18 protein-coding genes are annotated in these 26,970 nt (G+C 63.9%); 9 read left to right on the forward strand and 9 right to left on the reverse strand.

Annotated elements, in window-relative coordinates:
* The first annotated feature begins 106 nt into the window (after positions 1–106).
* The 3 genes from J2X50_RS13870 to J2X50_RS13880 all read left to right on the forward strand — a co-directional run bounded on the left by J2X50_RS13870 (position 107) and on the right by J2X50_RS13880 (position 2,595).
* Entirely contained in the window at positions 107–1,393 is a 1,287-nt protein-coding gene (locus tag J2X50_RS13870) for an RsmB/NOP family class I SAM-dependent RNA methyltransferase (RefSeq protein ID WP_429095814.1), read from the forward strand.
* A 102-nt stretch (positions 1,394–1,495) separates the two neighbouring features.
* Complete coding sequence (locus tag J2X50_RS13875; protein ID WP_340036439.1) at positions 1,496–1,954, forward strand: PaaI family thioesterase; 459 nt, start codon at positions 1,496–1,498, stop codon at positions 1,952–1,954.
* Between the two features lie 5 nt (positions 1,955–1,959).
* Positions 1,960–2,595: a 5'-methylthioadenosine/S-adenosylhomocysteine nucleosidase gene (locus tag J2X50_RS13880; protein ID WP_429095815.1), complete on the forward strand. Its 636-nt coding sequence runs from the start codon at positions 1,960–1,962 to the stop codon at positions 2,593–2,595.
* A 4-nt stretch (positions 2,596–2,599) separates the two neighbouring features.
* Here J2X50_RS13880 and J2X50_RS13885 read toward each other — a convergent pair whose 3' ends face one another.
* Complete coding sequence (locus tag J2X50_RS13885) at positions 2,600–2,926, reverse strand: hypothetical protein (protein WP_429095816.1); 327 nt, start codon at positions 2,924–2,926, stop codon at positions 2,600–2,602.
* A 59-nt stretch (positions 2,927–2,985) separates the two neighbouring features.
* On the opposite strand from J2X50_RS13885, the gene J2X50_RS13890 reads away from it, so the two are divergent.
* From J2X50_RS13890 to J2X50_RS13900, 3 genes are all read left to right on the forward strand, one after another.
* Positions 2,986–3,444, forward strand: a complete 459-nt coding sequence (locus J2X50_RS13890; RefSeq protein WP_429095818.1) for a MarR family winged helix-turn-helix transcriptional regulator — start codon at positions 2,986–2,988, stop codon at positions 3,442–3,444.
* Between the two features lie 97 nt (positions 3,445–3,541).
* Positions 3,542–5,104 carry a glutamine-hydrolyzing GMP synthase gene (gene guaA, locus J2X50_RS13895; RefSeq protein ID WP_429095819.1) on the forward strand — a complete coding sequence of 521 codons (1,563 nt, stop codon included), beginning with the start codon at positions 3,542–3,544 and terminating at the stop codon, positions 5,102–5,104.
* A gap of 317 nt (positions 5,105–5,421) precedes the next feature.
* Positions 5,422–6,678, forward strand: a complete 1,257-nt coding sequence (locus J2X50_RS13900) for a tyrosine-type recombinase/integrase (RefSeq protein WP_160985201.1) — start codon at positions 5,422–5,424, stop codon at positions 6,676–6,678.
* Here J2X50_RS13900 and J2X50_RS13905 read toward each other — a convergent pair.
* Positions 6,656–6,940 (reverse strand): helix-turn-helix transcriptional regulator, encoded by a 285-nt coding sequence (locus J2X50_RS13905; RefSeq protein WP_097141520.1) that lies wholly within the window; start codon positions 6,938–6,940, stop codon positions 6,656–6,658. The two genes, J2X50_RS13900 and J2X50_RS13905, sit on opposite strands and share 23 nt — an antisense overlap.
* Positions 6,941–7,096: 156 nt before the next feature.
* On the reverse strand, positions 7,097–7,726 hold the full coding sequence (locus J2X50_RS13910) for a hypothetical protein (RefSeq protein WP_429095822.1): 630 nt from the start codon (positions 7,724–7,726) through the stop codon (positions 7,097–7,099).
* A 191-nt stretch (positions 7,727–7,917) separates the two neighbouring features.
* On the opposite strand from J2X50_RS13910, the gene J2X50_RS13915 reads away from it, so the two are divergent.
* The 3 genes from J2X50_RS13915 to J2X50_RS13925 all read left to right on the forward strand — a co-directional run bounded on the left by J2X50_RS13915 (position 7,918) and on the right by J2X50_RS13925 (position 11,244).
* The gene (locus J2X50_RS13915) at positions 7,918–9,411 is read left to right on the forward strand and encodes a recombinase family protein (protein WP_429095824.1); all 1,494 of its coding nucleotides are present in this window, start codon (positions 7,918–7,920) and stop codon (positions 9,409–9,411) included.
* A complete protein-coding gene (locus J2X50_RS13920; protein ID WP_429095825.1) occupies positions 9,411–10,316 on the forward strand; it encodes a plasmid partitioning protein RepB C-terminal domain-containing protein in 906 nt (301 codons plus the stop codon). Before J2X50_RS13915 ends, J2X50_RS13920 begins: the two co-directional genes overlap by 1 nt.
* 94 nt (positions 10,317–10,410) lie before the next feature.
* Positions 10,411–11,244 carry a plasmid partitioning protein RepB C-terminal domain-containing protein gene (locus tag J2X50_RS13925; protein WP_429095826.1) on the forward strand — a complete coding sequence of 278 codons (834 nt, stop codon included), beginning with the start codon at positions 10,411–10,413 and terminating at the stop codon, positions 11,242–11,244.
* Between the two features lie 202 nt (positions 11,245–11,446).
* Here J2X50_RS13925 and J2X50_RS13930 read toward each other — a convergent pair whose 3' ends face one another.
* The 6 genes from J2X50_RS13930 to J2X50_RS13955 all read right to left on the reverse strand — a co-directional run bounded on the left by J2X50_RS13930 (position 11,447) and on the right by J2X50_RS13955 (position 26,941).
* Positions 11,447–14,455 carry a helicase gene (locus J2X50_RS13930; protein WP_429095827.1) on the reverse strand — a complete coding sequence of 1,003 codons (3,009 nt, stop codon included), beginning with the start codon at positions 14,453–14,455 and terminating at the stop codon, positions 11,447–11,449.
* Positions 14,452–16,257: a phospholipase D family protein gene (locus J2X50_RS13935; RefSeq protein WP_429095829.1), complete on the reverse strand. Its 1,806-nt coding sequence runs from the start codon at positions 16,255–16,257 to the stop codon at positions 14,452–14,454. Before J2X50_RS13935 ends, J2X50_RS13930 begins: the two co-directional genes overlap by 4 nt.
* Positions 16,254–17,471, reverse strand: coding sequence for a DUF6361 family protein (locus J2X50_RS13940; protein WP_429095831.1), 1,218 nt, complete (start codon positions 17,469–17,471; stop codon positions 16,254–16,256). Before J2X50_RS13940 ends, J2X50_RS13935 begins: the two co-directional genes overlap by 4 nt.
* A 64-nt stretch (positions 17,472–17,535) precedes the next feature.
* Complete coding sequence (locus J2X50_RS13945) at positions 17,536–20,877, reverse strand: DEAD/DEAH box helicase (RefSeq protein WP_429095833.1); 3,342 nt, start codon at positions 20,875–20,877, stop codon at positions 17,536–17,538.
* Between the two features lie 14 nt (positions 20,878–20,891).
* Positions 20,892–24,284 (reverse strand): UvrD-helicase domain-containing protein, encoded by a 3,393-nt coding sequence (locus tag J2X50_RS13950; protein ID WP_429095907.1) that lies wholly within the window; start codon positions 24,282–24,284, stop codon positions 20,892–20,894.
* Positions 24,284–26,941, reverse strand: a complete 2,658-nt coding sequence (locus tag J2X50_RS13955) for a PD-(D/E)XK nuclease family protein (RefSeq protein ID WP_429095835.1) — start codon at positions 26,939–26,941, stop codon at positions 24,284–24,286. Before J2X50_RS13955 ends, J2X50_RS13950 begins: the two co-directional genes overlap by 1 nt.
* Positions 26,942–26,970: the final 29 nt, after the last annotated feature.

Below are 26,970 nucleotides of genomic sequence, written 5' to 3' on the forward strand. Positions count from 1 at the left end.
CCCGTGAAAAAAATAGGCCCGGTTTCCGGCCCGCCGCCGCTTGTGCATTTCGCCGTCGCTGTTTAGCTAGGCCTGAAACGGGTCAACCGAAGACGGATCACCGGACATGCGACTTGGCGGAAGGCTGGCTGCGGCCATCGAAGTGCTCGACGATATCGAGCGGCGGCACAGGCCGGCCGCCGATGCGCTCAAGGATTGGGGGCTTTCCCACCGCTTTGCCGGCGCCGGCGACCGCGCCGCGATCGGCAACATCGTCTACGACGCGCTGCGCCGCAAGCGCTCCGCCGGCTGGCTGGTCGGCGACGATACCTCCCGCGCCCTCGGCTTCGGCGCGCTCCTGCTCGAATGGAACCAGTCGGCCGAGGCCCTCAACCAGACGCTCGACGGCGACAAGTTCGCGCCCGAGCCGCTGACAGCCGCCGAGCTCAAGTCCATCGCCGAGCGCAAGCTCACGGACGCGCCCGACGTCGTGCGCGCCGACAGCCCCGACTGGTGTGCGCCGCTGCTCGAACGCGCTTTCGGCGCCGACTGGGTGGAGGAGGGCGCGGCGCTTGCCGCCCGCCCGCCGCTCGACATCCGCGTCAACACGCTCAAGGCCGACCGTGGCCGGGTCATCGCCGAACTCGAGGGAACGCAGGCCGCGCCGACCGCGCTAGCGCCGCATGGCGTGCGCATTCCGCCCATCGACGGCAGCGGCCGCCACCCCAACGTCCAGGCCGAGCCCGCCTTCCAGAAGGGCTGGTTCGAAATCCAGGACGAGGGCTCGCAGCTCGCCGCCGAACTAGCCGGGGCCGCGCCCGGGATGCAGGTGCTCGACTATTGCGCCGGCGCCGGCGGCAAGACGCTCGCGCTGTCGGCCGCCATGGACAATCGCGGCCAGATCTTCGCCCACGATTCGGAGAAGTCGCGGCTCGCGCCGATGTTCGACCGCCTCCGCCGCTCCGACAACCGCAATGTCCAGGTCGTCGCCCGGCAGTCCGAGCTGGCCGAGCTGTCCGGCCACATGGATATCGTGCTGATCGACGCGCCCTGCACCGGCAGCGGCACCTGGCGCCGTCGGCCCGACGCCAAATGGCGGCTCACCGACCGACAGCTCGACGTGCGCAAGGCCGAGCAGACGGCCATCCTCGACGCTGCCAGCACCTATGTGAAACCCGGCGGCCTCATGGTCTACATCACCTGCTCGGTGTTCGACGAGGAAAACGCCGACCAGGTCGAGGCTTTCCTCGCGCGCGCCGGGGCATTCTCGGCCGTCGATCACCGTGCCTTGTGGGCCAGCCGCTTCCCGGGCAAGGAGGGCGCCGTGCGCTTCGGCCGCCAGGGCCTGTCGCTCACCCCGATGCGGAGCGGCACCGACGGTTTCTATTTCGCCGCCATGCGCCGGGCCGCCTGATCGCCATTGGACGAGCGGCGCGGTTCCACCCGTGTTGCATCGCAGCATTTCCGATTGCCTGTCTTTCCTCGCTTTGCGATAAGCGTGGCGGAGGAGTTAGACATGGCATCCAAGAACGTTCCGGCACCGAACTATGATGAGCGGGTGAGGGCTTCCTTCGCGCGCCAGAGCGCCATGCGCACCATCGGCGCCGAGCTGACGCTGGTCGCACCGGGCACGGTGGAGATCGAGATGCCTTTTTCTGCCGGCCTCACCCAGCAGCACGGCTTCCTGCATGCCGGCGTCATCTCGGCGGCACTCGATTCCGCCTGCGGCTACGCCGCCTATTCGCTGATGCCCGAGAATTCCGGCGTGCTGTCGATCGAGTTCAAGGTCAACCTTCTGGCGCCTGGCCGCGGTGAGCGGTTCCTGTTCCGCGGCTCGGTCACCAAGCCGGGCCGCACCATCGTCGTTGCCGACGGCCAGGCCTATGCCTTCGCCGCCGACGGCGAGGCCAAGCTGATCGCCACCATGACCGGCACGATGATGGTGGTCGTCGGCCGCGACGGCATCGAGGGGTGAGGCCTATGGCCGAGGTCGTGCAGTTCTCGGGCCGCAACATCCTGTTCGTCATGGCCGTAGACGCCGAATATGGCGAACATCTGAGCAAGCTGTTCACGCCGTTGATGACCGGGGTGGGGCCGGTCGAGGCCGGCGTCGCGGTCGGCGCCGAGCTGGCGCGCCTGGCGGCTGCGAATGCCTTGCCGGATCTGGTCGTCTGCCTCGGCTCCGCCGGCAGCCGCAGGCTCGAACAGACCGAGGTCTACCAGGTCACCTCGGTGTCCTACCGCGACATGGATGCTTCCGCGTTCGGCTTCGCCAAGGGCACCACGCCCTTCCTCGGCCTGCCGGCCGCCTTACCCCTTCCGCTCCGCATCCCCGGCGTGAGGGAGGCCAGCCTGTCGACCGGCGGAGCCATCATTTCGGGCGCCGCCTACGACGCCTTCGCCGAGGACATGGTCGACATGGAGACCTTCGCCGTGCTGCGCGCCTGCCAGCTTTTCGGCGTGCCGCTGATCGGCCTGCGCGGCATTTCCGACGGCGCAAGCGACATCCATCATGTCGACGACTGGACCGAATACCTGCATCTCGTCGACGAGAAGCTGGCCCATGCCGTGCATCTGCTCGCCCAGGCGATCGCCAGGGGCGAGCTGACGTTCTAGCAAGTCAGCCGGCCGCGCGGGGCAAACCCTTGGCGTTGCCGAACAGCACGCCGAGCAGTTTCACCCTGACGTCGCGGTCCTGGTTGACATAGGTGACTGCGCCGGCTTCGTGGTCGAGAGCCCAGCGGCCGGTGGCGCCATTGTCCCAGTCCACGACATAGCCGCCATCCGCAAGCTTCCACACGCCCGTCCTCGCCTCGCCGTCGTCGAGCAGCATGTGGGCGACGTCGCCCGCTTCGAAATAGACGTAGGCTTCCTTGCCGTTGCGCTCGAGCACGTGGGTCGTGCCTGCCATCAGCACCTTCAGCGAGGCCTGGTCGAGAATTGCCATTGTCGTTTCCTTCCGCTATCAGATAGTCAAGTGTCTTGACGATATGCACGAATGGGAAAATGGTCAAGCAACTTGACGAAAATGACGCAAGACCGTTGCCCGACCACGTCGGTTGGCGCCTCTGGCAGGCGAGCCGCGTCTGGCAGGCGGAGTTCGCGGATACGATGCGCGCCGCCGGCCACGGCTGGTTCAGCGAAAGCCGCGCCGGGCTGCTCGGGCATATCGCCCGTCGCGGCACCAGGCAGGCGGCGCTCATCGATCGAGCAGGCATTTCCAAGCAGGCCGTGCAGCAGCTGCTCGACGGGCTTGAGGCGGAGGGGGTGATCGAGCGCGCCCCCGACCCCGAGGACAAGCGCGGCAAGCTCGTCCTCTACACGCCGAAGGGATTGGCCGCGCTCGACGATGGCGACCGCATCAAGCTGGAGATCGAGAATCGCTATCGCGACCGGCTGGGCGAGGGGCCTTTCGAAGCCTTGATGGCGGCGCTGCGCAGCCTCGCCGAAGCCCGGTCGGAGTGACCGCCCGGTCTGGCCGGAGCGTCCATTGCGGTCCGTACTTGTCACCCATGCAATCGAGCCCATTGCACAGAACTGATTCTTTCTTTAAACGCCCGCCATGAAGAACTCCGAGCACCCTGAAACCGTCCTCATCATCGACTTCGGCAGCCAGGTGACGCAGCTCATCGCGCGTCGCGTCCGCGAGGCCGGGGTCTACTCCGAGATCGTGCCCTTCCAGTCGGCCGCAGAGGCCTTCAAGCGGATCAATCCCAAGGCGGTGATCCTCTCGGGCAGCCCGCACTCCACCGTCGACATCGGTTCGCCCCGCGCGCCTGACGCCATTTTCGGCGCCGGCATCCCGGTGCTCGGCATCTGCTATGGCGAGCAGACCATGTGCGCCCAGCTCGGCGGCAAGGTCGAGGCCGGCCACCACCGGGAATTCGGCCGCGCCTATCTCGAGGTCCAGGACGACAGCCCGCTGTTCGAGGGTGTCTGGGCCAAGGGCACCCGCCACCAGGTGTGGATGAGCCACGGCGACCGCGTCACCGAGATCCCCGCCGGTTTCCGCGTCATCGGCACCTCCACCGGCGCGCCGTTCGCGGCCATCGCCGACGAAAAGCGCAATTTCTACGCCGTGCAGTTCCACCCCGAGGTCGTGCATACGCCGGACGGCGCCAAGCTCCTGCGCAACTTCGTCCACAGGATCGCCGGCATCGAGAGCGATTGGACCATGCGCGCCTATCGCGAGCACGCGGTCGAGGCGATCCGCCAGAAGGTCGGCGACAAGAAGGTCATCTGCGCCCTTTCGGGCGGCGTCGACTCTTCGGTTGCCGCACTGCTCATCCACGAGGCCGTCGGCGACCAGCTCACCTGCATCCTCGTCGACCACGGCCTGATGCGCAAGCACGAGGCGGCCGACGTCGTCGCGATGTTCCGCGAGCACTACAACCTGCCGCTCATCCTCGTCGACGCTTCCGACCGCTTCATCTCGGCGCTCGAGGGCGAGTCCGACCCGGAGAAGAAGCGCAAGACCATCGGCCGCCTGTTCATCGAGGTCTTCGAGGAAGAGGCCAAGAAGCTCGGCGGCGCCGATTTCCTCGCCCAGGGCACGCTCTATCCCGACGTCATCGAGAGCGTCTCCTTCACCGGCGGCCCCTCGGTCACCATCAAGTCGCACCACAATGTCGGCGGCCTGCCCGAGCGCATGAACATGAAGCTGGTCGAGCCGCTGCGCGAATTGTTCAAGGACGAGGTCCGCGTGCTCGGGCGTGAGCTCGGCCTGCCCGACGGCTTCATCGGCCGCCATCCGTTCCCCGGACCGGGCCTCGCCATCCGCTGCCCCGGCGGCGTGACCCGCGAGAAGCTCGAGATCCTGCGCGAGGCCGACGCCATCTATCTCGACGAGATCCGCAAGGCCGGCCTCTATGACGCGATCTGGCAGGCATTCGCCGTCCTGCTACCGGTCCAGACCGTCGGCGTCATGGGCGACGGCCGTACCTACGAATTCGTCTGCGCCCTGCGCGCGGTGACCTCGGTCGACGGCATGACCGCCGACTTCTACCACTACGACATGGCCTTCCTCGGCCAGGCCGCGACCCGCATCATCAACGAGGTGCGCGGCATCAACCGCGTCGTCTACGATGTCACCTCGAAGCCGCCAGGCACGATCGAATGGGAATAATTTTTGCCCCTCCAGACGTATCCGAAATCACGCTATAATACGACATAAGCCAATGAAAATGCTGAAGAAATCTCTCCGATACTTTCAGCATCTATCGCCGGGTTAGCCTCCCGTTTGACGGTGTGGCCGGCGGTATGGCGCGTCTTGTCTCAACCGAAAAACGCATATACCGTCAGGGGCAAGAGAGCTTCTGACGGTATATTTTTTGGCCTAAGCAACTGTAAGTGCTAAATAAAATCCTCTCAGGCGGCGCAATTTTGGCCTGACGGTATAATTGGTTGCTCTCCTGCATTTTTTGACCGGTCTGGAGGGTGCAGATGCTGACCGACACCGCTATCAAGGCACTGAAACCAAAAGATAAATTATACAAGATTGTGGATCGTGACGGTATGTACGTCGTGGTCCAACCTTCGGGTTCAATCGTGTTCCGCTTGGACTACCGGCTCAACGGCCGTCGGGAGACCTTGACGTTGGGTCGTTATGGCCCGGCGGGTCTGTCTCTGGCCCGGGCGCGTGAGAAGCTGATTGATGCCAAGCGCGCCATTTCCGAGGGTCGTTCGCCGGCGCAGGAAAAGCAGCGCGAGAAGCGGAGGATCAAGGAAGCCAAGAGCTTCGGCCAGTTCGGTGAACGCTGGCTTCAGGAAGCGAGGATGGCGGACAGTACACGCGCGATGCGGCGGTCGATCTTCGAGCGCGACATCCTCCCGGCGTTTCGCAATCGACTGCTAACCGAGATCCTGCCAGAGGATCTGCGCGGGTTGTGCGCGAAGGTAAAGGAACGCGGGGCGCCGGCAACAGCGGTCCACGTCAGAGACATTGTGAAGTTGGTTTTCGCCTTCGCCATCCTGCACGGGGAGAAGGTCGCCAACCCGGCCGACGAGGTTGGCCCATCGTCGATCGCGACCTTCGTGCCGAAGGACAGGTCGCTATCTCCCGCGGAGATCCGCATCATGCTCGGACAGCTTGAGCATGTCCCGACGCTGCCGACGATCCGTCTCGGGATAAAGCTGATTCTGCTCTCGATGGTGCGAAAGAGCGAATTGCAGGATGCAGTCTGGGACGAGGTCGATTTTGAGAACGCCGTCTGGTCGATCCCCAAGGAGCGAATGAAGCGCTCGAAGGCGCACAACGTCTATCTATCGCAGCAAATGCTCGACATCTTCATCGCTCTCAAGACCTGCGCCGGTAACTCGAAATACGTCCTGCCGTCGCGCTACGACGCTGACGCGCCGATGTCGCGGGCCACGTTCAATCGGGTCACGACGGCGGTGGTGGTGCGGGCCAAGAAGGAAGGAATGCCGCTGGAGTCCTTTACGGTTCACGATCTCCGACGCACCGGCTCGACTCTGCTGAACGAACTGGGCTTCAACAGCGACTGGATCGAGAAGTGCTTGGCGCACGAGGATGGCCGATCCTCACGGGGCATCTACAACAAGGCGGAATATGAGCATCAGCGCCGGCACATGATCCAGGAATGGTCCAACATCGTGGACGCTTGGGTCGTGGGGGAGAAATACACGCCGACCCTTTATCCGCCGACAATGGACCTGCTTACGCCCGAGCCGGATGTTTGATGGGGCGGGTCTTGCGAAGCTGGACATCGGGCATGGGTGCGCGTTTCACGGTTTTCGCGCGCGAGGCGCGGCGGCGCTCCTCGAGCCAGGCTTCGACTTCGGCGAGGTCCCAGACCACGCAGCGAGACGTAAGATAGAAGCGCTGCGGAAATTCACCGCGCTGCTCCATGTCGTAGATGGTCGTGTCGGCCAACGGGACGATTTGCCGAAGCTCATGGCGCCGGATGGTCCGTGTCACGGCGAGAGGTTCTTGTGATTTCATCAGAGGACTCCGTCAGCCATTGGGTTCGACGGATAGAAGTCGATAGACGACGTTGAAAGAAAGCCCGGATTGAGGGGCGTAGAACAGTATCGCGCTCTGGCGTGCATATCGGATAAGGCGCGGCCATCGCCGCGCCCAGCCAGACCTCCAATCGGTTTATTTGGATGATCGTCGATACCGGCCCTTCCGGCGTGAGCCGACGTAGCATATGAGACCAGCCACCTTGAGCGCGGCGATGTCCCGACGCGCGGTTTTCAGGCTAACCGCCCACATTGCAACAATATCCCGTGCGTCACTTCGACCTGCCGCGACTCGGTCGAGAAACCAGTGCTGCCGCTCGTTGAGTTCGGCCCGATCAGGGACATTTATAGGGTCGCGTTCAGGGACACGTTCAGGGACATTTTTCCGCGCGCCCGTTGCCAATCGTCCCCCTGCGGCTTCCCCGGCGGCATAGGCTTCGCGCGCTCTGACCAGGGAAATGCGATCCACTGGCCCGGTCAGCGGGATGGCTGCCGGCCCATCAATCAGGCCGAGAACGAAGGCCCTGATGACTGGGGACGAGACCACCAGCCGCAGGAAATAGACGCTGTCTGGCCCGTGCTGGCCTGAGAGCCAGTGCTTGACGGTTCGCTCGCTTGCGTCCGTCTGGCGCATGAGCTGCTTAATCGCGCGGCGACTGTCGCCATGCTCTTTGCGTAGCAGCTCAGCGATGGTCCGCGCATAGACTTCGCGTCCGCCAAGAACGCCTGTCCATAGGGGTAATTTCCTGCCCGTTTTCGGCAACATCTTCCGTTTTCTCCGCAGCTAAACTGTTCCAGTGCGGAGTGACGGCAGAGGCCCGTCATGCGCTGCGGCGGTAGGTCGCCCGGACCGCCGCAGGCAAGTTCGTGAGGCGTAATGTGATGAGCCGGAGAGACTACGATAATGATCGGTCAGAGCAGCCCGAACGTCCTCTTCGGGCTGCCGAATACGTCCGCATGTCGACGGATCATCAGAAGTATTCGACGGAAAACCAATCCGACGCGATCAAGCACTATGCCGAGGCGCGCGGAATCGAGATCGTCTGTACCTACGCCGACGAAGGAAAGAGCGGGCTCAGCGTCGATGGTCGTGATGCGTTCAAGCGGCTGATCGCGGACGTCGTGGAAGGCCGCGCCGACTTTGAGATGATTCTTGTCTACGACGTGAGCCGCTGGGGGCGCTTCCAGGACACCGACGAAAGCGCCTACTACGAATATATCTGCAAGCGCGCCGGCGTTCGTGTCCAATACTGCGCCGAACAGTTCGAGAATGACGGAAGCCCGATCGCGGCCATCATCAAGGGCGTGAAGAGCGCCATGGCCGGGGAATATAGCCGTGAGCTTTCCGTCAAGGTTTTCGCCGGCCAGGGGCGCCTGATCGAGAAAGGGTATCGTCAGGGAGGCCCGGCGGGTTTCGGACTACGGCGAACGCTCATCGATGAGCACGGCGCTATCAAGGGGTGTCTTGAACGCGGCGAGCAGAAGAGTCTCCAGACTGACCGCGTTATCCTGACACTCGGCCCGGCCGAGGAAGTCGATCTGGTTCGCGAAATCTACCGGGCGTTCGTCCATCAAGGGTATAGCGAGAGCGAGATCGCGGCCGATCTCAACAGGCGGGGTATTTCCACCGACCTTGGGCGACCCTGGACCAGGGGAACCGTCCACCAGATTCTCATCAACGAGAAATATGTCGGCGACAACGTATGGAACCGCCGCTCTTTCAAGCTGAAGAAGAAGCGCGTCCGGAACGATCCCGGTATGTGGATCAGGGCGCAGGATGCGTTTGCGGCCGTCATCGAACGCGAACTGTTCGAGGCGGCCAGGACCATCATCGGTGTGCGCTCCTTCCGGCTGAGCGACGAAGAGATGCTGCAATCTCTGAGGGCGCTTTATCAGCAAAAAGGTTTGCTCTCCGGCATCGTCATCGACGAATCCGATGGGATGCCGTCCAGCAGCGCCTACAGCTCCCGCTTTGGCAGCCTGCTTCGCGCCTACGGTCTCGTGGGCTTCACGCCGGATCGCGATTACCGCTACGTTGAAATCAACCGCGAACTGCGAAAGCTCCATCCCGGTATTCTTCGTGAGGTGCTCGACGGATTGCGGGCAACGGGCAGCGATGCCTGGCAGGATCTCGAGGCCGACCGGATAGTCGTCAACGGTGAGTTCAGCGTCTCGTTGGTGATCGCGCGGTGCATCGAGACGCCGACCGGGCTCCTTCGGTGGAACCTGCACTTCGATACCTCGCTCGCGCCCGACATCACGATTGTCGCGCGGATGGATAGAGCCAATCGCGCGCCGTTCGACTTCTATCTGTTCCCCCGCATTGACATGCTCTCCGAAAAGCTGCGGCTAGGAGAGGAGAATGCGCTCGCGCTCGATGCCTACCGCTTCGACGACCTTGAGCTTCTCTATGACATCGCCGCGCCTGTTCCTCTTGGGGAGGCCGCCTGATGCCTGCTGTTCGACCGAACAAGATCGCAATGATCCCTATCTCCCGGATCACGGTTCTGAACCCTCGCGCACGCAACAAGCGCCAGCATCGGGAGATCGTGAACAACATCGAAGCCATCGGCTTGAAGAGGCCGATCACGGTGAGCCGCCGCGATGGCGCAGGCGGGCCGAGATATGATCTCGTCTGTGGTGAGGGCCGGTTGGAAGCCTTCCAGATGCTTGGTCAGACCGAGATTCCGGCCGTGGTGATCGAGGCCAGCGAAAGCGAGTGCCTCGTCATGAGCCTGGTCGAGAATATCGCCCGGCGCACGCCGCGGCCTATCGATCTCATGAAGGAGATCGGCGCGCTACGATCTCGCGGTTACAACGACGCTGCCATCGCGGAGAAGATCGGTGTCGGGGCATCCTGGGTGAACATGATCGCGTCGCTACTCGAGCGTGGCGAGGAACGGCTGGTGTCCGCCGTAGAAACCGGGCTCATTCCGATCACCTTGGCAATGGAGATTTCCAAAGCCGAAACGGAAGAGGCGCAGAACCTGCTCCTCGACGCCTACGAGACCGGCAAGCTTCGGGGCAAGAAACTTGCCGCGGTTCGACGTCTGCTGGAAATGCGGATGCGCAGCCAGCGCAAGGGTGGATTGCCTGTCGGGCGGTTGGGCCGAAAGGGCACCGGCGTCCGTCGGATGACGGCCGCCGATCTCATGCAGGTCTATCAGCGGGAGGCGGAAAAGCAGCGTCTTCTGGTCAAAAAGTCGGACTTCACCCAGACCCGGCTGCTGTTCGTCGTCGAGGCGCTGAAGGATCTGCTCGGCAATGACGGCTTCATCAATCTGTTGAGGGCGGAGGGGCTGGCGACCATGCCACGCGCGCTCAAGGCCCGTGTGTCGGGAGACGATCATGACTGAAGAACCGAAGGATCGGGATGACGGTCGTATCCATTTTGGCTTCGACCGCGATTTTCTGACGATCCCCGTCGCGGCGATCGTTCCGCTGAAGACGTTGCCGCCCGGCGCCAGGGAGAGCCGATCCTATTCGCAGGTGCTGAGTTCGATCAAAGCGATTGGTCTGATCGAAGCGCCCGTCGTCATGGCAGACGAAAAGAATGTCGGAACCTGGTTTCTCCTCGATGGTCATCTGCGGCTTGAGGCGCTGAAGGAACTCGGCATCTCCGAGGTCGAGTGCCTGCTTGCGGCTGACGACGACACCTACACCTACAACAAGCGCGTCAATCGCATCCCGCCGATCCAGGAGCATCGGATGATCGTGCGGGCAATGGACCGGGGCGTGTCATCGACCGACATCGCCGCAGCCTTGAACCTTCAGGTCGAGTCTGTGCTGCGGCGATTCCGGCTTCTGGAAGGGATCAGCCCCGAGGCGGCCGAGATGTTGAAGGATACGCCCTGCTCGATGAAGGTGTTCGACATCCTGCGCCAGATGACGTCGGTTAGGCAGATCGAAGCCGCAGACCTGATGATCGGTCAGAACAACTTCACGGTCATGTTTGCGCGCGCGCTGCGTGCGGCGACGTCCGAGAACCAACTCGCCGCCGCCCGCAAAGGAAAAGGGGGAGGCAAGCCAACGCCCTCGGGCCAGCAGATCGCCCGCATGGAACGCGAGTTGGCCGCGCTTCAGACCCAGGTGAAGTCTGTCGAGGAAACCTACGGCATCGACAATCTGCATCTGACCGTCGCCCGCGGCTATGTCGCCAAGCTACTGGCGAACAACCGGGTGGTTCGCTGGCTGGCGACCCATCAACAGGACTATCTCGGCGAGTTTCAGAAGATCGCCGAGATCGACACGCTCGGCCCGATCGCGGAAACGCCGGGCGCCTGAGTCAGATATGGGGACCCGGACCCGATAAGCGCGGGGACCATGGGAGAAGCCGCACCGTGGGGCGGATCAAGCATGGTGGTGGGAATGGCGGCGAACCCGCATGAAGCCCACCAGGCTGGTCCACATATAGCCAGCCGCATGAGGGGGCGCTTGCCCCGCATGAGCAGGACGTGCGTGCCGGACGCGCCGGCCGGCACGCACGTTATTCATCGCGGTGCTTCTGTCGTGAGAATGCCGACAGATCGAGGGTCAATGCTTGCAGCGACCGCGTCGTTTCCACGTCGTGATGGGTCAGGTGATCAACAAGATCCTCCTGGTCCGGCTGCCCCAAAGCAAGGCGATAGAGCAGCCTCTGCGTCCTCAATTTTGCGAAACGATCAATATCGCGGCTTTGGGGAAGCGCGAACAAATGTCGCTTCAGTTCCGCACCTTCCATCGCCCACCAAGGGCTGAGGCCGGTTTTGTCGTCCGCGAACGCCTTGTCGGCGTCGCGTGCGATAATATCCCACGGCGACGATGCTTGGCCGCGTGCCTGGGCCAACGCTTGTTCACCCAGTTTTCGAGCGAGCGGTTGTCGGACAGTCAGTCCGCCGAAGCGCTGGACGCGACCTTCTCGTTGCTCCAGGTCAACCGGGCTGGAACAAAGATCCCAGTGGCCGAGCCTGTCGCACCAGCTATGGAAGTCGAGACCTTCCTGTCCGACAGAGGTCGTTGCCAGGATATGGGGCCAGAATGGCGTATTGAACGCGCTGCGGATTTCCTCAGAGCGCGCCGGTGGCGGTTCATTGACATCATGATCCTGCCGATGCGTCTCTGTCTCAGTGCCCCCAAACGGCACCGCAGCGTGACAGCGGATACGGATCTTGTCCTTTTTCTTCGCGCCCTTGAACCCGAAAGTGCCGACGTTCGCTGCAAGCGCCGCCGACAGATCCTCGATCAGTCCATCAGGATTGACCTTGGATTTGCGCAGCCAGAAATGTTCGTCGAGGACGGCTTCCAAGCAGCCATCGATGCACGCATTCTGATATTTCTGCGTGGCGTCCTCACCGGGCAAGATCGACCAGAAAACGGGGCGATCCAGATAGGTGCGCAGCCTCGTCCAGCAGAAGCGCACAAGTCGCGCGAAATGCTGCTCCTGGTAATCGAAAAGGTCCGGCAGATGGCGATAGAGTGCCCGGCCCGTCACGACGCCCGGGGCGCCGAGAGCCATATCCACCAGGGCGTCCAGCTCCCACCGGCTCAGCCAGGTGATCGCCTCGGCCTCTTGACGCTGCTTGAGCAAGGTTTGAAGCGTCGCATCCTTCGGGGCGACCCGACCCCAGTTCTTCTGGACCGCCGCGAACTCCCGAGCCAGCGGCGCCTTTTGCGCGCGCTCAATGGCCGCGAGGATCGCCCACGCCGGTTTGCGGCGTCGGTTGCTTCGCGCATTCGGAGCCTCCGGCGCGATGGACGGTGGCAGTGCCTGAATAATCTGCTGCCGCGCCCTGGCCCTGATCTGCTTGATCGCTGCCTTGCCCTTCACATCGAGGGGATCGACGGCGCGGATCAGGAAGGGGCTTGGGTGAAACAGGGCGAGCGTGGGGCCTTGGTTCGGCTTCGGATTCAGGTGGCGTTTCTTCCACGCAGCGGCATACGGAAGATTGCTTTTCGCCACGCATTTGCGCTCGACCTCAAGGCTGACAAGGGCTGCCAGGCTTTGCGGTGTGGCCCTGAACCGGCTGAAGATCAGCATCTTGGGCGATTGCGTTATCTTTGCCCATGGGCCGGAAGGCGCCCACCAAGTCAGCGACGGCAACACCCACGGGAGGGCAAGGGCCTCCGTTGGCACAAGGCCGTTGAGGGCCCGGAGCTTGGCGCTTCCCCAACCCTCTTTGGGCGGTTTGAAGCAATTGGTGACTCCGAGCCGGGGGACGCTGCGCGTGGCCGGAAAATCTATGTCGCGAGAAATCTGGTATCGGTCCCCCAACGCTTGAGCGGGGAGTGGCACTGACAGCCAGTAGGCGATCGCGCTGCCTGCGAGCTTGGGCGACACATGGTCGGTGAAATGGCGATAGACGTCGAGATCGTGGGGCTCAATCCTTACGGAGGGCGGCGCAGGCTCTCCGGCATGGTCGGAAACCGGACGCTCGGTCCGCGACATGAGCGGTGTAAGGAGCGCCTCGAGATGATGCTTGAGCGCTTGCGCCTCTTCGATCGCCGCCGTGCGGCTATCGGGCGGCAGGTGGCCGATCAAATGCAACAGATCGCCAAAACGACGAAATTGGGATTCGGCCTCGGCGCGTACAGCCGACCCGCCCAGAAATTCGATAATCTCGAAAAATTCGACATGGGGGGCAGCCCCAGCGCCGCTTTCCCAGCGCTCGGCATAGAAACGGTAGGGCGTGGCGGACAGGAGGAGGATCGGCGGCGGCGTCCCGCCATCTGTTCCCGCCAGCAGTTGACGCGCCAGGGGATTATCGGCGCCTGCATTGAGCAGTTCGCGATAGCATTGGAACTCGTCGAAAATTACGAGATCGGGCGGGGCGGAATCCAAAGCGGCTTGAGCGAGCGCCTTCCGCATCCGGCCCAAGCTCTGACCATGTTTGCTCGTATCGATCGCGTGCAGAATGTTTTCACGGGCCGGCTTGCCAAATTCCGCGCGCAACGCTCGGCCATAGGCCGCCTTGAAGAGGGCGGAGACATTGTCGAACTTGCCCTGAGCCTCTTCGCACGCCCATGGCCAGCCGGACGTTGCGCCATATTCCATATAGCCTTCAGGAAAGGCCGCGGTCAGGCCGGGGTAGAGTTCGTCCAACAGGAGCTTGATGAACGCGCGTTCGACAGCCTTGCCGCCGTAGAGGCGCTGCGAGCTGGAGAATGATGTGGTGGGCGTAAAGGCATAAAGCCGGAGCTTTCCCTTGCGCTTTTCCTCGAACGGAATGAGACCGACACGGTCGATGATGGAGAGTGCGTCCTTGGCGTCGTCCTTCTCGAGGAAGCGCAACAGCTCGGCCTTGTTCTGGTCCGCGACTTTGAGCCCGCTCGTAATATAATAGACCGTGAACTTACGCGCTTTGCTCGCCAATGCCGCAAGCGTGTCTCGGGCGACAACGGTTTTTCCGAGGCCGACTTCGTCCGCGACAAGGAACCGGCGCAGTGGGTTGCCTCCCGACAGGGCGACAGTTGCAGCCTTGACCGTCGCGGCCTGGAAGGGTTTCGATCTTGCGCTCATGAGGCAAGCCGGGAGCGCGCGATGGCCCAGATCTGAGCGAGTTCGTTCAAGTCAGCTCTCTCCGCTTCGCTCAGATTTTCGCCGTGGGCGAGAAGCGCATCCACATAGGGCGCAAAATGGCGATCGACCCGGCCGAAGGCTTTTCGGTCGCGTGCCCAAGCCGTGAGAATATCCTCCAATGTGAGGCGGTCATAACCCAGGCTTTGGGGGCGGTTGCCCCGCGATCCGACATCTTCATCCCATGCACCGCTACCGACCGGAAGCGTGTCGCCGCCGAGCATCGCACGCATCCAGTCATGAAACGCGCGAAGTCCCATGTGGCTGGCCAGCGCTGCTAGATCCCGCTGCTCTTCGAGAGGCGGATCGACGGTGACGCGCTGCATCCATCGTAAAGCGCCGTCTGGGCCGCTTATCCGGACCTGAATGAAGGCAGACTGGAGTGACAACGGGATCGGCCCAAGACCGAGGCGGACAGCATCGGTCGGCCAAGGCAGCAGATCGCCATTTGCAGATCCGGCGTGCAGCACATGGTCGGGGTAAGCGAGCGAAGGAAGTGCCCGCGCGTCTATAGAGAAGCATTCCCCGTCTCGGCGCAGAACCGGGTCCCAGGAGGCCATGAGCACCTTGCGAGACTCTTCCAGAGCATCGGCCGCACTCATGCTGCGCAGGTCCGTGGCGGCGAGTTCCTCTATGGTGACAGGCGTCGCTTTGCCAACCAGGAACGCCAGGCCGGAAGCGAACGCTTCGCCCGCCTCGAGTTCGACCATGATTTCCGAGTTTCGCCCCGACCATGCCCTTTCGGTGGCATTGGCGCTCCCGACCCTCAAGATGGTCTTCTCGCCCGAGTGGAAGCAGAAGATCTTCGCATGGAGGGCCAGGGGCGCCGGCTCCACATCATCTTCGGCCACAGGTTCGGTGCCGGGCAGAGCGAGTGTGGACTGGTCAGCAAGCACGTCCGGCGCCGCATAGGCCAGGATTTTCGAGAAACCGGTCAGCGACTTCCTGGATCGGCCGGCCATTTCGGCAAGAGCCGGCATCGACGAAATCAGCGTTCTGGATCCCGCGGCCCCCCAGTTGCCCGCTTTTTTCAGAAAGTCGGGCGACAGGAACGGGCTGATGATCGTTATGCCATCGACCGGGCCGGACGGTGGCTCCGCTGGCAAGGGAACACCTTCATCCAGCCCATTGAGGATGCCGCGTAGGCGAAAACCGTCCGGTGCGTCCCACCAGATCGACTCCAGTTGCTCCGAGATGTCATCGGCATCCTCGCGCGATGCGCAGCGTGCGAGGGTGCTCCCGATCGCGCCGACGCCAGGGAGCCGAACCCGCCCCTTCGCGCGCTTTTCGCTGCCGTCCAGCAAAACGCCGGCGTCGAGATCCTGAGATCGCGTGAGGTTTCGGCTGCCAATCCAGAGCTTCCAGCGGGTTTCCCCTTTGGGGCAGTTATAGGCAACCAAAGCAATCTTCGGATGCCAGCTACGCTCGTGTTCATCGTAGGGTTGCTCAACGATGAACTGATCGAGGATGCCCGCGATCCGGGGGAGAGCGACCGGGCGGGCGATCCGCCCGCGCTGGATGATGATCTTGACGTGATCGCGCAGCCTGTCGATCGCTTCGGCAAAATCGACGGCCGTTCCACTGCCCTTGTCATTGTTACGACCAATCAGGGCGAGCAACGCCGCAGCGACCGCGGACAGGTCGACCGAGTAGGTCGCGAACAACGCGAGCTTGACCGTCTCCAATCGCCCGGGCCGCAGTTCGTCGAGGTAGGGTTGGCCGTGCCAAGCTTGCCGATCGCTCATGCGACAGCTTCCAGATCACGCAGGAGCCGTTTCACATTCCCCCAGCGATAATGGAGCGGCTCGGCGCGACCATGGCGCTCGCCTTGCCATTCCATGCGCCGATCGACGCCGAACTGGTTGCTGGCGAGACGCGCGCGATCATCCTTCCTGCTGACCTCCGCCCGCGCATACACGTCGAGCAGCGGCATCGGATCCTTGCTATTTGCCCGAACCCAGGCCGAAGTTTCTTGCAAAACGCCCTCAACCGCAGGCGGGAGGTGCCCGATTTCGGCGAGAAACAGGTCCATATCCAGCCGGGAGGCCAGCCCGCCCCATTGCTCGACGGCGTCTTTCAGCGCGGCGCGGTGCAAATTTGGCTGTGGTCGCTTGTCGCGTGTTTCCTTGAGTGTCTCGACCTGAGCCGCATAAATTGCCCTGCCAATCGCGGACAGCGCCGCCGCCTGGCCGGCCCGCTTCAGCATGGCGGCCTCCTTACCGGCAAGTGCAAGAATTTCGCTGTCCCAGCAGTGGTCGGCCTCGCCGAGAGACTTTCCGACCAGCTTCGACAAGAGCGATGGCTCGCCCGGATCAGTCGGCGAGCGAACGGCGCGCAGCTTGGTTGCGAGATAGATCTGCTCCGGCGGCAAAAGGTCGAGTGTAAGCTTTCCTCCGCCATCCCAGTCGCCGGGGGCATCGATCAACCCCGAGATTGGCCAGGCCACTGTCTCGAAGGGCTTGCCGTCATCGTCATGCAGGGCGCGTTTGCCGGATGCTGCCAAGAGCTTCGCCATATCCGGGCGGCTCCACGGCCGGCCATCAGGGCGGGCGCCGATCAGTCCCCATTTAGCGAGAGCCGTCCAATAGACATAGGCTGGTGGCTGGCTGATTACTCGGGGGAAGACCTCACCTCCGATCACGCCATCTTTCTCACCGCCCACCCCATCGATATATTTGAGGCGGCCGGTCAGCTCATGTTCGAGATCGGAGAAGGCTTGGCCAAAGTCCTTGGGAACAGGGCGCTTCGTCCGAAGGGTTTGGTAAAGCCAGGGGATGAGAAGCGCGTAGCGCAGCCGTGTGTGCAGAACCGACGTGCCGGGGAAGAAGTGATCGGCATAGCGCTGGTGGACGATGAGGAATCCGACCTCATCGCGCACCCCCGCTGCGCCGCCGAACATCATCTGTTCCGCCTGGCCCAGCGCCTTGCGCGACAAAAAGGTGAACCCAAAAGATGACACGAAGCCTGCCCCCACGGCGTGGTAAAAACTTACATCTCAAGAATATTGCCGATGCCCTACGGCATCATTCACTACCAATAATTTTCAACCTCATGGCGCGGGTTTCGAGCAAATAGGTCTCGACTCCCGCAAGCAGGTGCAAGCCTTCTTCACCGATTGCTTGCCGGGATAGTCCAGGTTGCACGATGCGGACGTCGAACTCGAAGCGGTGATCTTGCCACCCGACCTTGAGTTTCTTGATCGCGGCGGCTGAGCCTTGTTCAATCCGAGAGCTGAGACCACGGTCCCGGCGCATCTTTTCGCGCCTCAACATGTGTTGAAGCATGCGGCCCGGCCGGTCGCGCCACCGAGCAGACTTCTGAGCCTGGCCGCAAACCTCGTAGAGGTCGCTGAGCCGCGCGCCTGGTGTATCCGCGCCCGAATACTTGCAGTGATACAGGGTCACGGAAACGACGCTGTCGGTTATTCGCAGCGCCACGACATCAGCGATCTCGCCTTTGCCATCATCATCGAAGATCACATCATAGGGATCGGGGTCCGCCAACAGCGTGTCGATGACGAGACGTTGGACTGAGTCTGGGCGCTTGCTCGTGCCTTGCGACTCGACGCGGATATTGGCCTTCGACCAATCCCAGGCTTCGATCTTGTCGGACGGGTATGGTTCGATCGTTTCGCCTTCGGGCAGGGTGTAGAGGTGGCTGTAGATGAGCAGCGAGCCATCGCCGAAGTCGATCTGTGGCGAATCCTCACCGAAGGATTCCGAAAGCGTCTGCACCTTGCTGCCGATCTTGATCGTCGCCTTGGGGCCGGCGCGCTGGGGGTAGCGGGCATGCCCGTCGCTGAAGACGATCTCGAACTCGGCCGCGTGCTCATCGCTCCGCACGGCGAAGCACAGCGGTCCCGAACGAGCGTTATCGAGCAACTCGATATCGCATTCCGCGAAGGTTACGGGCTCATCGCCGAACGAGATCTCGATCCGCTCCTCGAACTGCATAATCAAAGATTCAGGCCAATGGATCGCCACGGGCGGAACAGCCGGGCGCTGGCTGATCTGGTGGGGGCGCATCGCGCTCTTGAAAACGCCGTCGGTCGTGATGCTGGGATCGTTCACCGTGCGGCCGACATCCTGACACCAGTCCACCCAGTCGGTCAGGTCATGGACCTTGGCGCTGGACCAGAACTTGCCCTTCGCCGAGCAGCCGCGTGAGGCCGGCACGCCGTCGAGAAAGCCGGTGGCGAAGATGTTGTTCTTGATCCGCGACTGGGATTTTGCGCTGTCGAGGCCGTCGGCGACGTCCACGCCCATATACATTGAATAGCGGACGCCGCGCCCCTGATGGTGGGTGAGGCCGAGGTTGCGCAGGATGAGGCGCTTGAAACCGTGGAGGCTGCGGAACACCTCCTCGCCTTCCACGCGGCGCGTCGTATCGCCGCAAACCGCCTTTGCCAGGCGGTCGAACGGTCCCTTGGCGGAACTGCTGATATAGAGCAGGCCACTTGCCTGATCCCAGTGGAGCATATGCAGATCCCAGGTGACGTTCACTGCCTGCTGCGCCGAGGTCCAGCGCGCCTGTTCCTCCGCCCGAGTCACGAAGATCGCGACCCGTTGATGCGGGTTCAGTTTCATGCCGAGATAGACGCCGGGATTGTAGAGTTCCTCCGCGCGGAACGGATCCCAGGCGTCACAGGACGTTCGGTAGAGGACCGCGTTCATTTTCGGCTCGAGGGTCTGGAGCGGAATGTCGCTTAGATCGCCCGAAAAGCCTTTGAACATCTCGGCGCGGCGAACCTGGCGTTCGATCTTTGCCGAACTGAGCGCCTCCACCAGCGCGTTCCAGTCGGCGTCCTCGGCGTAGAGCTTGGCCAGCGCGCGATCGACATCGTCGATGCCGGTATTGGCGATCACCGTCGCATCACCCAGGGTCGGATCCTGGCGGGTGAAGCGGCCGACGAACTGGATCGTCACCGCCACGCTCTTGTGATGATCGTGTAATGCAGCGATCTTCAGCTCGGGCAGGTCGAAGCCCTCGCCGAGCATATCGACGCATACGATGATCCGGCTCTCAAAGCGGCGTAACGCTGCCAGATTTTCGCGCCGCTCCTTCAGCGATTGCTGGCTGTGGACGATGACAGGCCGGTAGTCCGGATAGGCCGCCGCATAGAGGCTATGCAGGTGTTTGGCGCGTTCGATGGTGCTGCAACGGGCCATCGCCAGATGGTTAAGGCCGGCGTCCAGGTCCGAGGTGAGCACTTCGCCGAGCTTGTCGATGATCGCCTGGTCGGCGTCGGCTTGATCCAGCCCGAATACGGCCTCGAAGCGGATCGGCTTGAAATAGCCTTCCTGCTGCGCCTTCTTGAGTGGATAGGTGTAGATGAACTCCCCATCGACGCGGCCACCATCCTCACGAAACGGGGTGGCGGTGAACTGGATCACCGGAATGGGCGGCTCGTGCTCGGCGAAGAGCCCGCGAAAGGACTTCCACGTCCGTGCCCCGATGTGATGCGCCTCGTCGATAAAAAGTGCGGAGGCACGGGCCGCCATCCGTTCCTGCACCGGCGCTTCGGCGCGGCCCGCGATCTGCATCGTCGTGACGACGACATTGGCGCTGTCGAAGATTTTATCGACTTCGGCTTCGCTCGCCGGAATGTGTGAGAGCCGCATGACCAACGGAAAGGCCGCGGTCTCATCGAGACATTTCTGCTGTTTCAGGACGCCGAAGGTCTCGAACTTGCCTGCGATCTGCTCGCGTAGAGCATCGGTGGGGACCACCACCAGCAGGCGCTCGAACCGCCGGTTGGCATTGAGCGCCAGCATAGTCTCGGTCTTGCCCGTACCCGTCGGCATGACGATGGTGGCCGGGTCCGTCGATCGCGTCGCATGGGCAAGCGCGGCATGAAGCGCGCCGATCTGGGGCCGCCGCAAGCCAGGCTGCGCCGGCACACCATCGGCCGCAGCCCGTCCTTCGCGCAAATGAATGGCGTCGATCCAGGAGGCAGAAACCGCCTGGAGCCGCTCGACGCGCGCGGAACGATCCAGCGTGTTGATGCCGATCGGCAAAGCATTCATCCACCGGCCTGCACCCAGTTCGAGTGCTTCGACGATCTGTTCCGGCTCCGTTGCCCCTGGCACGAACAGAATGAGATCAGCCTCCAGCGGCGTGGCTGTCTTTGCGCTGATGACCTTCAGAATTTCGCCGGATTCCAGGGTTGTCTCGTAACCATTGACGCGGCGGATGGCGAAGGGACGAAGCCGGCAACGCACCCGGCGCGCAGGAACGGCCAACTGACGAACCGGGCTTCCCAGCACTTTGCCGTCGATGACAAGCCGAGCCGGCAAGAGCAGTTCGACCTCGGGATTGAAAAGGTCGTCCTGGTTGGGGCCGTTGGAGCGCGTGCGGGAGGCCATCGCGTCGCCTTCCGTCAGGCCGACACGGTCTGCGGCGAAGGCGAGACGGCAATCACCGTTCCTCTCGTCATCAGCACGATCAGTCCGCGCTCGGCGCCCGTCATGTTCAGATAGGCGCTCACCTGCGCATGATAGTGATCGAGCGTCTGAGCGTCGGGGTTCACGTCGCTTTTCCAGTCGACCACCACGACTGGCTGGCCATCTTCTCCAACTGTCAGCGCGTCGGCGATCCCGGCCGTCGCGGTTTCCACGCCGTCATTCGCCTGGGCGGCATAGACGGGAAATTCGGCCAGGAGACCGGGTCGCAAGGCGGCGATGTCAGGCAGGGCCAGAGTGCGAGCGACACAGGCCGCCAGTTCGTCGGCCGACAGCCCAGTGGCTGGATCGGAGACAGGCGACCGGCCAATCGAGCGGATGAGATCGGCCGCCCGCTCAATCAGCGCCGCCTCGGCTTCCGGGGTTTCCCCGGTCAGCACCTCTTCGATGAGCTTGTGGAGGATCAGCCCGCGCTCCCTGCCTCCCTGCACCGGGGCGACGACTTCCAGTTCGGGGGGCTGGCCGTCAGCAGAGCCGGTCCAGAGGGACGCCTCCTCTTCCCGGAGCACGGTCCCGGCGGTGTTTTCATCGCGGCTGGGTGCAAGCCAGGTCAGCCGCGTCTGTGCAGCAGCGATGATTTCAGCTTCGGCGGCGAAGATCGCGCGTGTCTGGGTGTTGTCCACTCCCGCGCGCGCGGCCGTGAGGCTGGCGTGCAGATGCGAGACATCGAGGCCGGGAAGGTCGGCGAGCGATAGATCGACGAGACCGATCCATGCCGATTTCGACGGCGTAGTGTCGAGCCGGGGGAGGACAAGAAGCTCGCGGGCGCGGGTGGCCGCGACATACCAGAGCCGGATGCGTTCGCGGTCCAGCTCTTCCTTTTCCGCCTGGCGCGCCTCGTCATAGCCTTCGGGTGGGACGCCCAGGACCGGGCAATAGAAGGTCTCTGTCTGGCGATCGAGGACGGCGCTTTCGGGCGCCATCACGCCGGTCATGGTGTTGATCGGAATGACGATTGGCCATTCCAGCCCCTTGGCCGCGTGCATGGTGAAGAGCGCAACCGCTTCCTCCTGTGCATCGGGTCGTCCCTCGACGGCGCGGGCCTCGTCGGACCACGCTGTCGCCATGGCCTCGGCAAAGGCGCGCAGACCGCGCACGGCGTAGCCGGTCGACAGGCTGAGATAGAGATCGACGTTGGCGAGCGCGCGCTCGGCTTGGCCGCGATGCCGTTCGAGGAGAAGCGGACGGACGCGCATCACGTCCACCGCCTGCGAAAGCAATTCGTGCGGGGTCGTGCTGTTGCCGCGCCGGGAGAGCGATTGCAGCCGTTCGATGACCTCGCGCGCGAGCGGGTGTGCGATGACGGCCGGGTCGATGCCGAGGTCGAGGCGTGGAATCCGGTCAGGCTGCTCTTCCGAGCGGGGAAGCCCCCAGATGATGTCGAGCAGCTCTTCCTCGGACAGGCCGACCAGAGGCCCGCGCAGCAACGCACCGAGCGCGAGCGTGTCGCGGCGATCGGCCAGGACGCGGGTCAGAGCGATCAGGTCCTGGACTTCCTGGCGGCGGAACAAACCCTTGCCGGCCTGGGTCGCCACGGGAATGCCGCGCCGCTCCAGAGCTTCCTCATAGCGCCACAGCTCCGCGCCGGTCGGCGCCAGCAAGGCGATGTCACCTGGCTGGCAGGGGCGCTCTGCGCCGCTGCGGCGGTCGATGATGGGCTGGCTTTCGATCAGCCGGGCGCAAAGCTCGGCGATGGCGTCGGCTTCGGCGTCGCGTTGCTGTTCGGCGCTGGCCTTACCGTTTTCGTCGGCCACCGCGATGTCTAGGGCGGCTACGCAAACGTCGCCCCGGTCATCGTGGAACGGGTCGAGCGCGGTGAAACCCGGCTGTCCATCGGCCGAAAGGACTGCCTCGAAGCGCTCGTTGACGAAGGTGAGGATCGAGGCGCAGGAGCGGAAATTGGTCGAGATTGATAGAAGGCTGTCGGCGTCCTGGGCGCGGAAGGCGTCGCGCGCCTGGACATAGGCTCCGACATCGGCGCCTCGAAAGCGATAAATCGCCTGCTTGGGGTCGCCCACCAGGAAGAGCGCACCTGGCCGGATTTGGAACCGCGTCCAATCGTCATCGCCATCGACCGGCTCGCCGCACAGACGCCAGAAAATCTCGGTTTGCAGGGGATCTGTGTCCTGGAACTCATCAACGAGGACATGGGCGAAACGCTCTCCCAGCGCCCGGCGCACGGCATCGTGATCGCGCAGCAAGCCGCGCGCGGCGAAAATCAGATCGTCGAAATCGAGCTGGGCGCTGGCGCGCTTGTGGTGGCGATAGCGTTGCAGGATGGGATGCGCCTCGTCGATCAGCGCTGAGAGGGCATGGCCGGCGGCGGCCTGCACAAGCGCGCTCCAGGCATCGCAGCAGGCGGTGTAGTGGATCTCGGCCGCGTCGTTCAGCCGATCGGCGTCGGCCTTGGAAAGACCGGCCTGTTTGGCGGAGGCGGCCCATTTTCCCTTCTTGCGATAGGACGCGAAGGTGCCGGATTTGGTGCAAAGGTCCGGGTGGGGCCGCGAGGTCAGGAGCTGGACTAGGCCCGCGGGCGTCGCCGGGTCGGGAGCGGTCGCCAGGGCTGCGGCCATTCCGGCCAGCCGCTCGACGATCGCCACCGTTTCCGGCTCTGCCGCCGCCGTGCCATCCATGAAGCTGGCAAAATCCGCCGCAGCCTGCCGGAACGCTGTCAGGTGGCCGTCAAGCGGAGAGACGGCCGGGGCCGCCAGCGTGGGGCGGCGGCGCAGGTTCTCCGCGATCTTGTGGATCAGCGCCACCGTCTCGCCGGGGCTATGCAGCACCATCTCGGCCAGGATGCCACCTTGTCCGCCAGACAGGCGCTCGCGCAACCAGCCATCGACAATCTCAAGGAAAGTGAGGTCGGCCTGGTTGCGATCCATCACCCCGGCGCCGGGGTCGATGTCGGCCTCCGCCGGATAGGGCTTGATCAGCCGCTGGCAAAACCCGTGGATGGTCGAGCAGGTGATTTCGTCGATCGCAGCACTGGCGGCGGTGAGATTGCGGCGATGGGCCTCCGACAGGCCATTGGGCAGCGCCACGCGCAGTTCGGTCGCGATGACGCCGGCCGCAAGGTCGGCGACGAACTCGCGGACACGCGAGAGCAATTCGCTTGCGGCGAGTTCGGTGAAGGTGACAGCGGCGATGGCGCGCGGGGAGACGCCTTCGGCAAGCATGGCGGCGATGCGCCCAGCCATGACGGCGGTCTTGCCTGAACCCGCGCCGGCCTCGACCAGGATGGAGCGATCATGAAGGCTGATCGCATGGCGACGCGCACCATCGTCGTTCAGCACTTTGGACAGGTTGCTCATCATTCCGCCTCCCAGACCTGAGTGACTTCTCCGAGCCGCTCCGTGGCGGCCGGCATCTTGCGTTTGCAGTAGGTGGCGCTGGCATTGGCCGGCAGGGCGAAGGCGAGGTCGTCGTAGTCGCCGCCGGTATCCGGTCCAGGCAGGGCCGCGCCGCTGGCGAGACTTGCTCGTGCCGCGCGCAGATAGCCGGTGATCTCCGTGAGCACGGCCTCGGGATCGTCGAGCTGGAGATCGACGGGATCGCGCGGATAGAGCAGCGAGGCGCTGATCGTGACGTCATCACCGAGCAGCGCCTTGACCGCGAACGCATAGAGGCAGCGCTGAAGCTCGCGTCCGCCGTTCAATCGGATGTCGCCGCGCGGCGGTCGTCCAGTCTTATAGTCGCGCACGAGGGCGCGTTTGCCATCGCCCGCGATGTCGAGCCGGTCGATGTAGCCGGCGATATTGAAGCCGGCATCGGGAATCGTGACCGGCGCGCTCGCATCCCAGGGCGTTTCCGCATCGGATTTCGGAGGTGAGCCGCCGAAGGGAACCTCGCCGTAGGAACGCGCGCCTGGCAGAAGGTCATCGCCATAGGACAGAGCGCGGCTGGCCAGCGCGCGGGCGTCGTCAAGGGTGCGACCCCAGATGACCGCTGGTGGAACCGGGCGCTCGCTCTCCCAGTCGGCGGCGACGGCTTGCGCGGCCCGAGCCACGGCGGCTTCGATGGTCTGTGCGTCGGCAGCGGCAAGGCTACCTCCGGTTTCGAGGTCGCGCAGGGCTTGGTCGAGAACGAGGTGAACAAGATCGCCGATCCCGAGCGCGTCGAGCACGAGCGGTTCGGCGCTGCTCTGGGGTTCGCGCCATCCGAACGCATAGACCCACACGAAGCTGAGCGGATTGCGCAGCAATCGGCGCAGCGAGCTGGCGGACTGGGTCCGACCGAGAATGGCGAGGACGAGCGGGTGGTCCGCCCGCACCAGGCCATCGTGGGACGTGATCTCCACCTGCCGCCAGTCACGCCAGCAGCCTTGCGCGCTGACGGCTTGCGGATCTGCGACGAATTCCTCGGGCCGGGCCATCAGGCGGTCGGTCTCGCTGAAGGCGTGCGCTGGCGTCGCGTTGCGGCGCAGATAGGTCTCCTCGCCATGTCCGGCGAGCAGAGGGCTGCGACCCAGGAGGCGCCCGTCGCTGTCGCGCCGTGCGCGCGAGAGGACGACGGTGGCGCCTGTCGTGGTGAGGATCGTCTCGAAATCGCGCCGGTCGGCGAGATTGACCGGCAGCGGATCGAGCACCTGTGTCGGGATGATATGGTCGGGGATCAGCCGGTCTTCGGCGATCCCGCGCGGCCAGCGGGACGAATTGAGGCCAAGCAGCCGTACGAAGCGGCGTGGCGACGCCGCAAGCGCACTGGCCGGCATCCAGGCGATGCAGACGCAGGCTTCCAGTCCATCGTCCTGTTTCAGGGTCTCGAGCGTTGCATCGACCGAGGCGGTGGGGCCGGCGAGCAGCGCCTTGCGCCAGATCGCGAGGGCTCGGCCCTTGAGGAAGGCTTCTCCGATCTCGCCGGCGGCCTCTGGTCCTTTCGCCAGCGTCTCGACCGCCAAGCGCAAAGCCGGGGTATGGTCGGCGCCATCGGGCCAGTCCTCTGTCGCCAACCGGCCTAGCAGGCGGTTCCAGGCGCCGGGCGTCGAGAGCGGCGCATCGCTTGGCAGAACACGCAGCCAGCCTTCGGGCAGCGATGCGAAAGGTCCGCTGTCCCGGCAGAGCGCTGCGAGCCGCCGCAACCGCGACTGCGACAGACCGCGAACCACGATGTCGGCCAGCGCCGCCGCAGCCTGACCATCGCGGGTGCTGACGGTGCGGACGCCGTGGACGAAGTGAAGGTCGATATTGGCATCAGCGCGCAAAGCCAGGAAATGATCGTCATAGTCGGCTGGCGAGGCGGTCGCGATGGCGATCTCCGAGGGGGCAACGCCCGAAGCGAGCAGGCCTCGCGCCCAACGCATCGCCTCAATGGCCTCGTGATAGGCCGTCGCCGCGCTGACGGCGTTGATCCCCGGCGCTTGCGCCGGTGCGCGTGAGATCGTGACGCCCGTATCGTCCAGCCATGCGGGAACGCTCCTCGGGCCGGCCGTCCACTGCACGGGAATGTGAGTGGTGAGCGCCTGGAGCAGCGGCCGCCAGCACGGCGAGAGTTCGGTGAGCCCGACGATCTCCATCGGACCAAGGACCGCTGGCGCATGGGCGAGGCGCTCAATCGCGGCGGCGGCGATGTCGAGTGGCCGCAGCATGCCGGACGGAAGCTGGTCGAGGACGGCCGCCTCCAGTCGTGCGATGGCGGCGAGGCGTGGATGGTCATCGGCCGCATGTGCGGCAAGGTCGATGCCCGCGCGCCAGGCTTTGTGCAACGTGTCAGCCGCCGCATCGATCATACCGGGCAGCGTCTTGATGCTCTCCAGTTCGCCCATCGGCGTCGCGGACAGGGCCGCCTGGATGGCCGAACGCAGACTCTCGTCATCGATCGGACGGACAAAACCGCCGGCCAGCCGGACGGCGGCCTGCTCGAAGGACATGATCTGGAGGCCGTGCCGGCCGGCGCGCCCCGCCGCAAGGCGGCTCTCCCGCATGGCGAGGCGGCCGTGAACGACCAAGGTGGATCGATGCGCGATGGTCATGACCGTCCTCCTTCCGGGTTTTGCTCGGG

The sequence above is a fragment of the Aminobacter sp. BE322 genome (assembly GCF_050433525.1).
Taxonomy (GTDB): Bacteria; Pseudomonadota; Alphaproteobacteria; order Rhizobiales; family Rhizobiaceae; genus Aminobacter.

What these genes read in the sequence shown, in the direction of transcription:
- J2X50_RS13905 (WP_097141520.1), bottom strand. Translation starts at nt 6,940, where the DNA reads ATGAAATCACAAGAACCTCTCGCCGTGACACGGACCATCCGGCGCCAT.
- J2X50_RS13915 (WP_429095824.1), top strand. Translation starts at nt 7,918, where the DNA reads ATGTCGACGGATCATCAGAAGTATTCGACGGAAAACCAATCCGACGCG.
- J2X50_RS13910 (WP_429095822.1), bottom strand. Translation starts at nt 7,726, where the DNA reads ATGTTGCCGAAAACGGGCAGGAAATTACCCCTATGGACAGGCGTTCTT.
- J2X50_RS13870 (WP_429095814.1), top strand. Translation starts at nt 107, where the DNA reads ATGCGACTTGGCGGAAGGCTGGCTGCGGCCATCGAAGTGCTCGACGAT.
- J2X50_RS13900 (WP_160985201.1), top strand. Translation starts at nt 5,422, where the DNA reads ATGCTGACCGACACCGCTATCAAGGCACTGAAACCAAAAGATAAATTA.
- J2X50_RS13875 (WP_340036439.1), top strand. Translation starts at nt 1,496, where the DNA reads ATGGCATCCAAGAACGTTCCGGCACCGAACTATGATGAGCGGGTGAGG.
- J2X50_RS13945 (WP_429095833.1), bottom strand. Translation starts at nt 20,877, where the DNA reads ATGGCCTCCCGCACGCGCTCCAACGGCCCCAACCAGGACGACCTTTTC.
- J2X50_RS13885 (WP_429095816.1), bottom strand. Translation starts at nt 2,926, where the DNA reads ATGGCAATTCTCGACCAGGCCTCGCTGAAGGTGCTGATGGCAGGCACG.
- J2X50_RS13950 (WP_429095907.1), bottom strand. Translation starts at nt 24,284, where the DNA reads ATGAGCAACCTGTCCAAAGTGCTGAACGACGATGGTGCGCGTCGCCAT.
- guaA (WP_429095819.1), top strand. Translation starts at nt 3,542, where the DNA reads ATGAAGAACTCCGAGCACCCTGAAACCGTCCTCATCATCGACTTCGGC.
- J2X50_RS13880 (WP_429095815.1), top strand. Translation starts at nt 1,960, where the DNA reads ATGGCCGAGGTCGTGCAGTTCTCGGGCCGCAACATCCTGTTCGTCATG.
- J2X50_RS13920 (WP_429095825.1), top strand. Translation starts at nt 9,411, where the DNA reads ATGCCTGCTGTTCGACCGAACAAGATCGCAATGATCCCTATCTCCCGG.
- J2X50_RS13935 (WP_429095829.1), bottom strand. Translation starts at nt 16,257, where the DNA reads ATGAGCGATCGGCAAGCTTGGCACGGCCAACCCTACCTCGACGAACTG.
- J2X50_RS13890 (WP_429095818.1), top strand. Translation starts at nt 2,986, where the DNA reads ATGGTCAAGCAACTTGACGAAAATGACGCAAGACCGTTGCCCGACCAC.
- J2X50_RS13930 (WP_429095827.1), bottom strand. Translation starts at nt 14,455, where the DNA reads ATGAGCGCAAGATCGAAACCCTTCCAGGCCGCGACGGTCAAGGCTGCA.
- J2X50_RS13955 (WP_429095835.1), bottom strand. Translation starts at nt 26,941, where the DNA reads ATGACCATCGCGCATCGATCCACCTTGGTCGTTCACGGCCGCCTCGCC.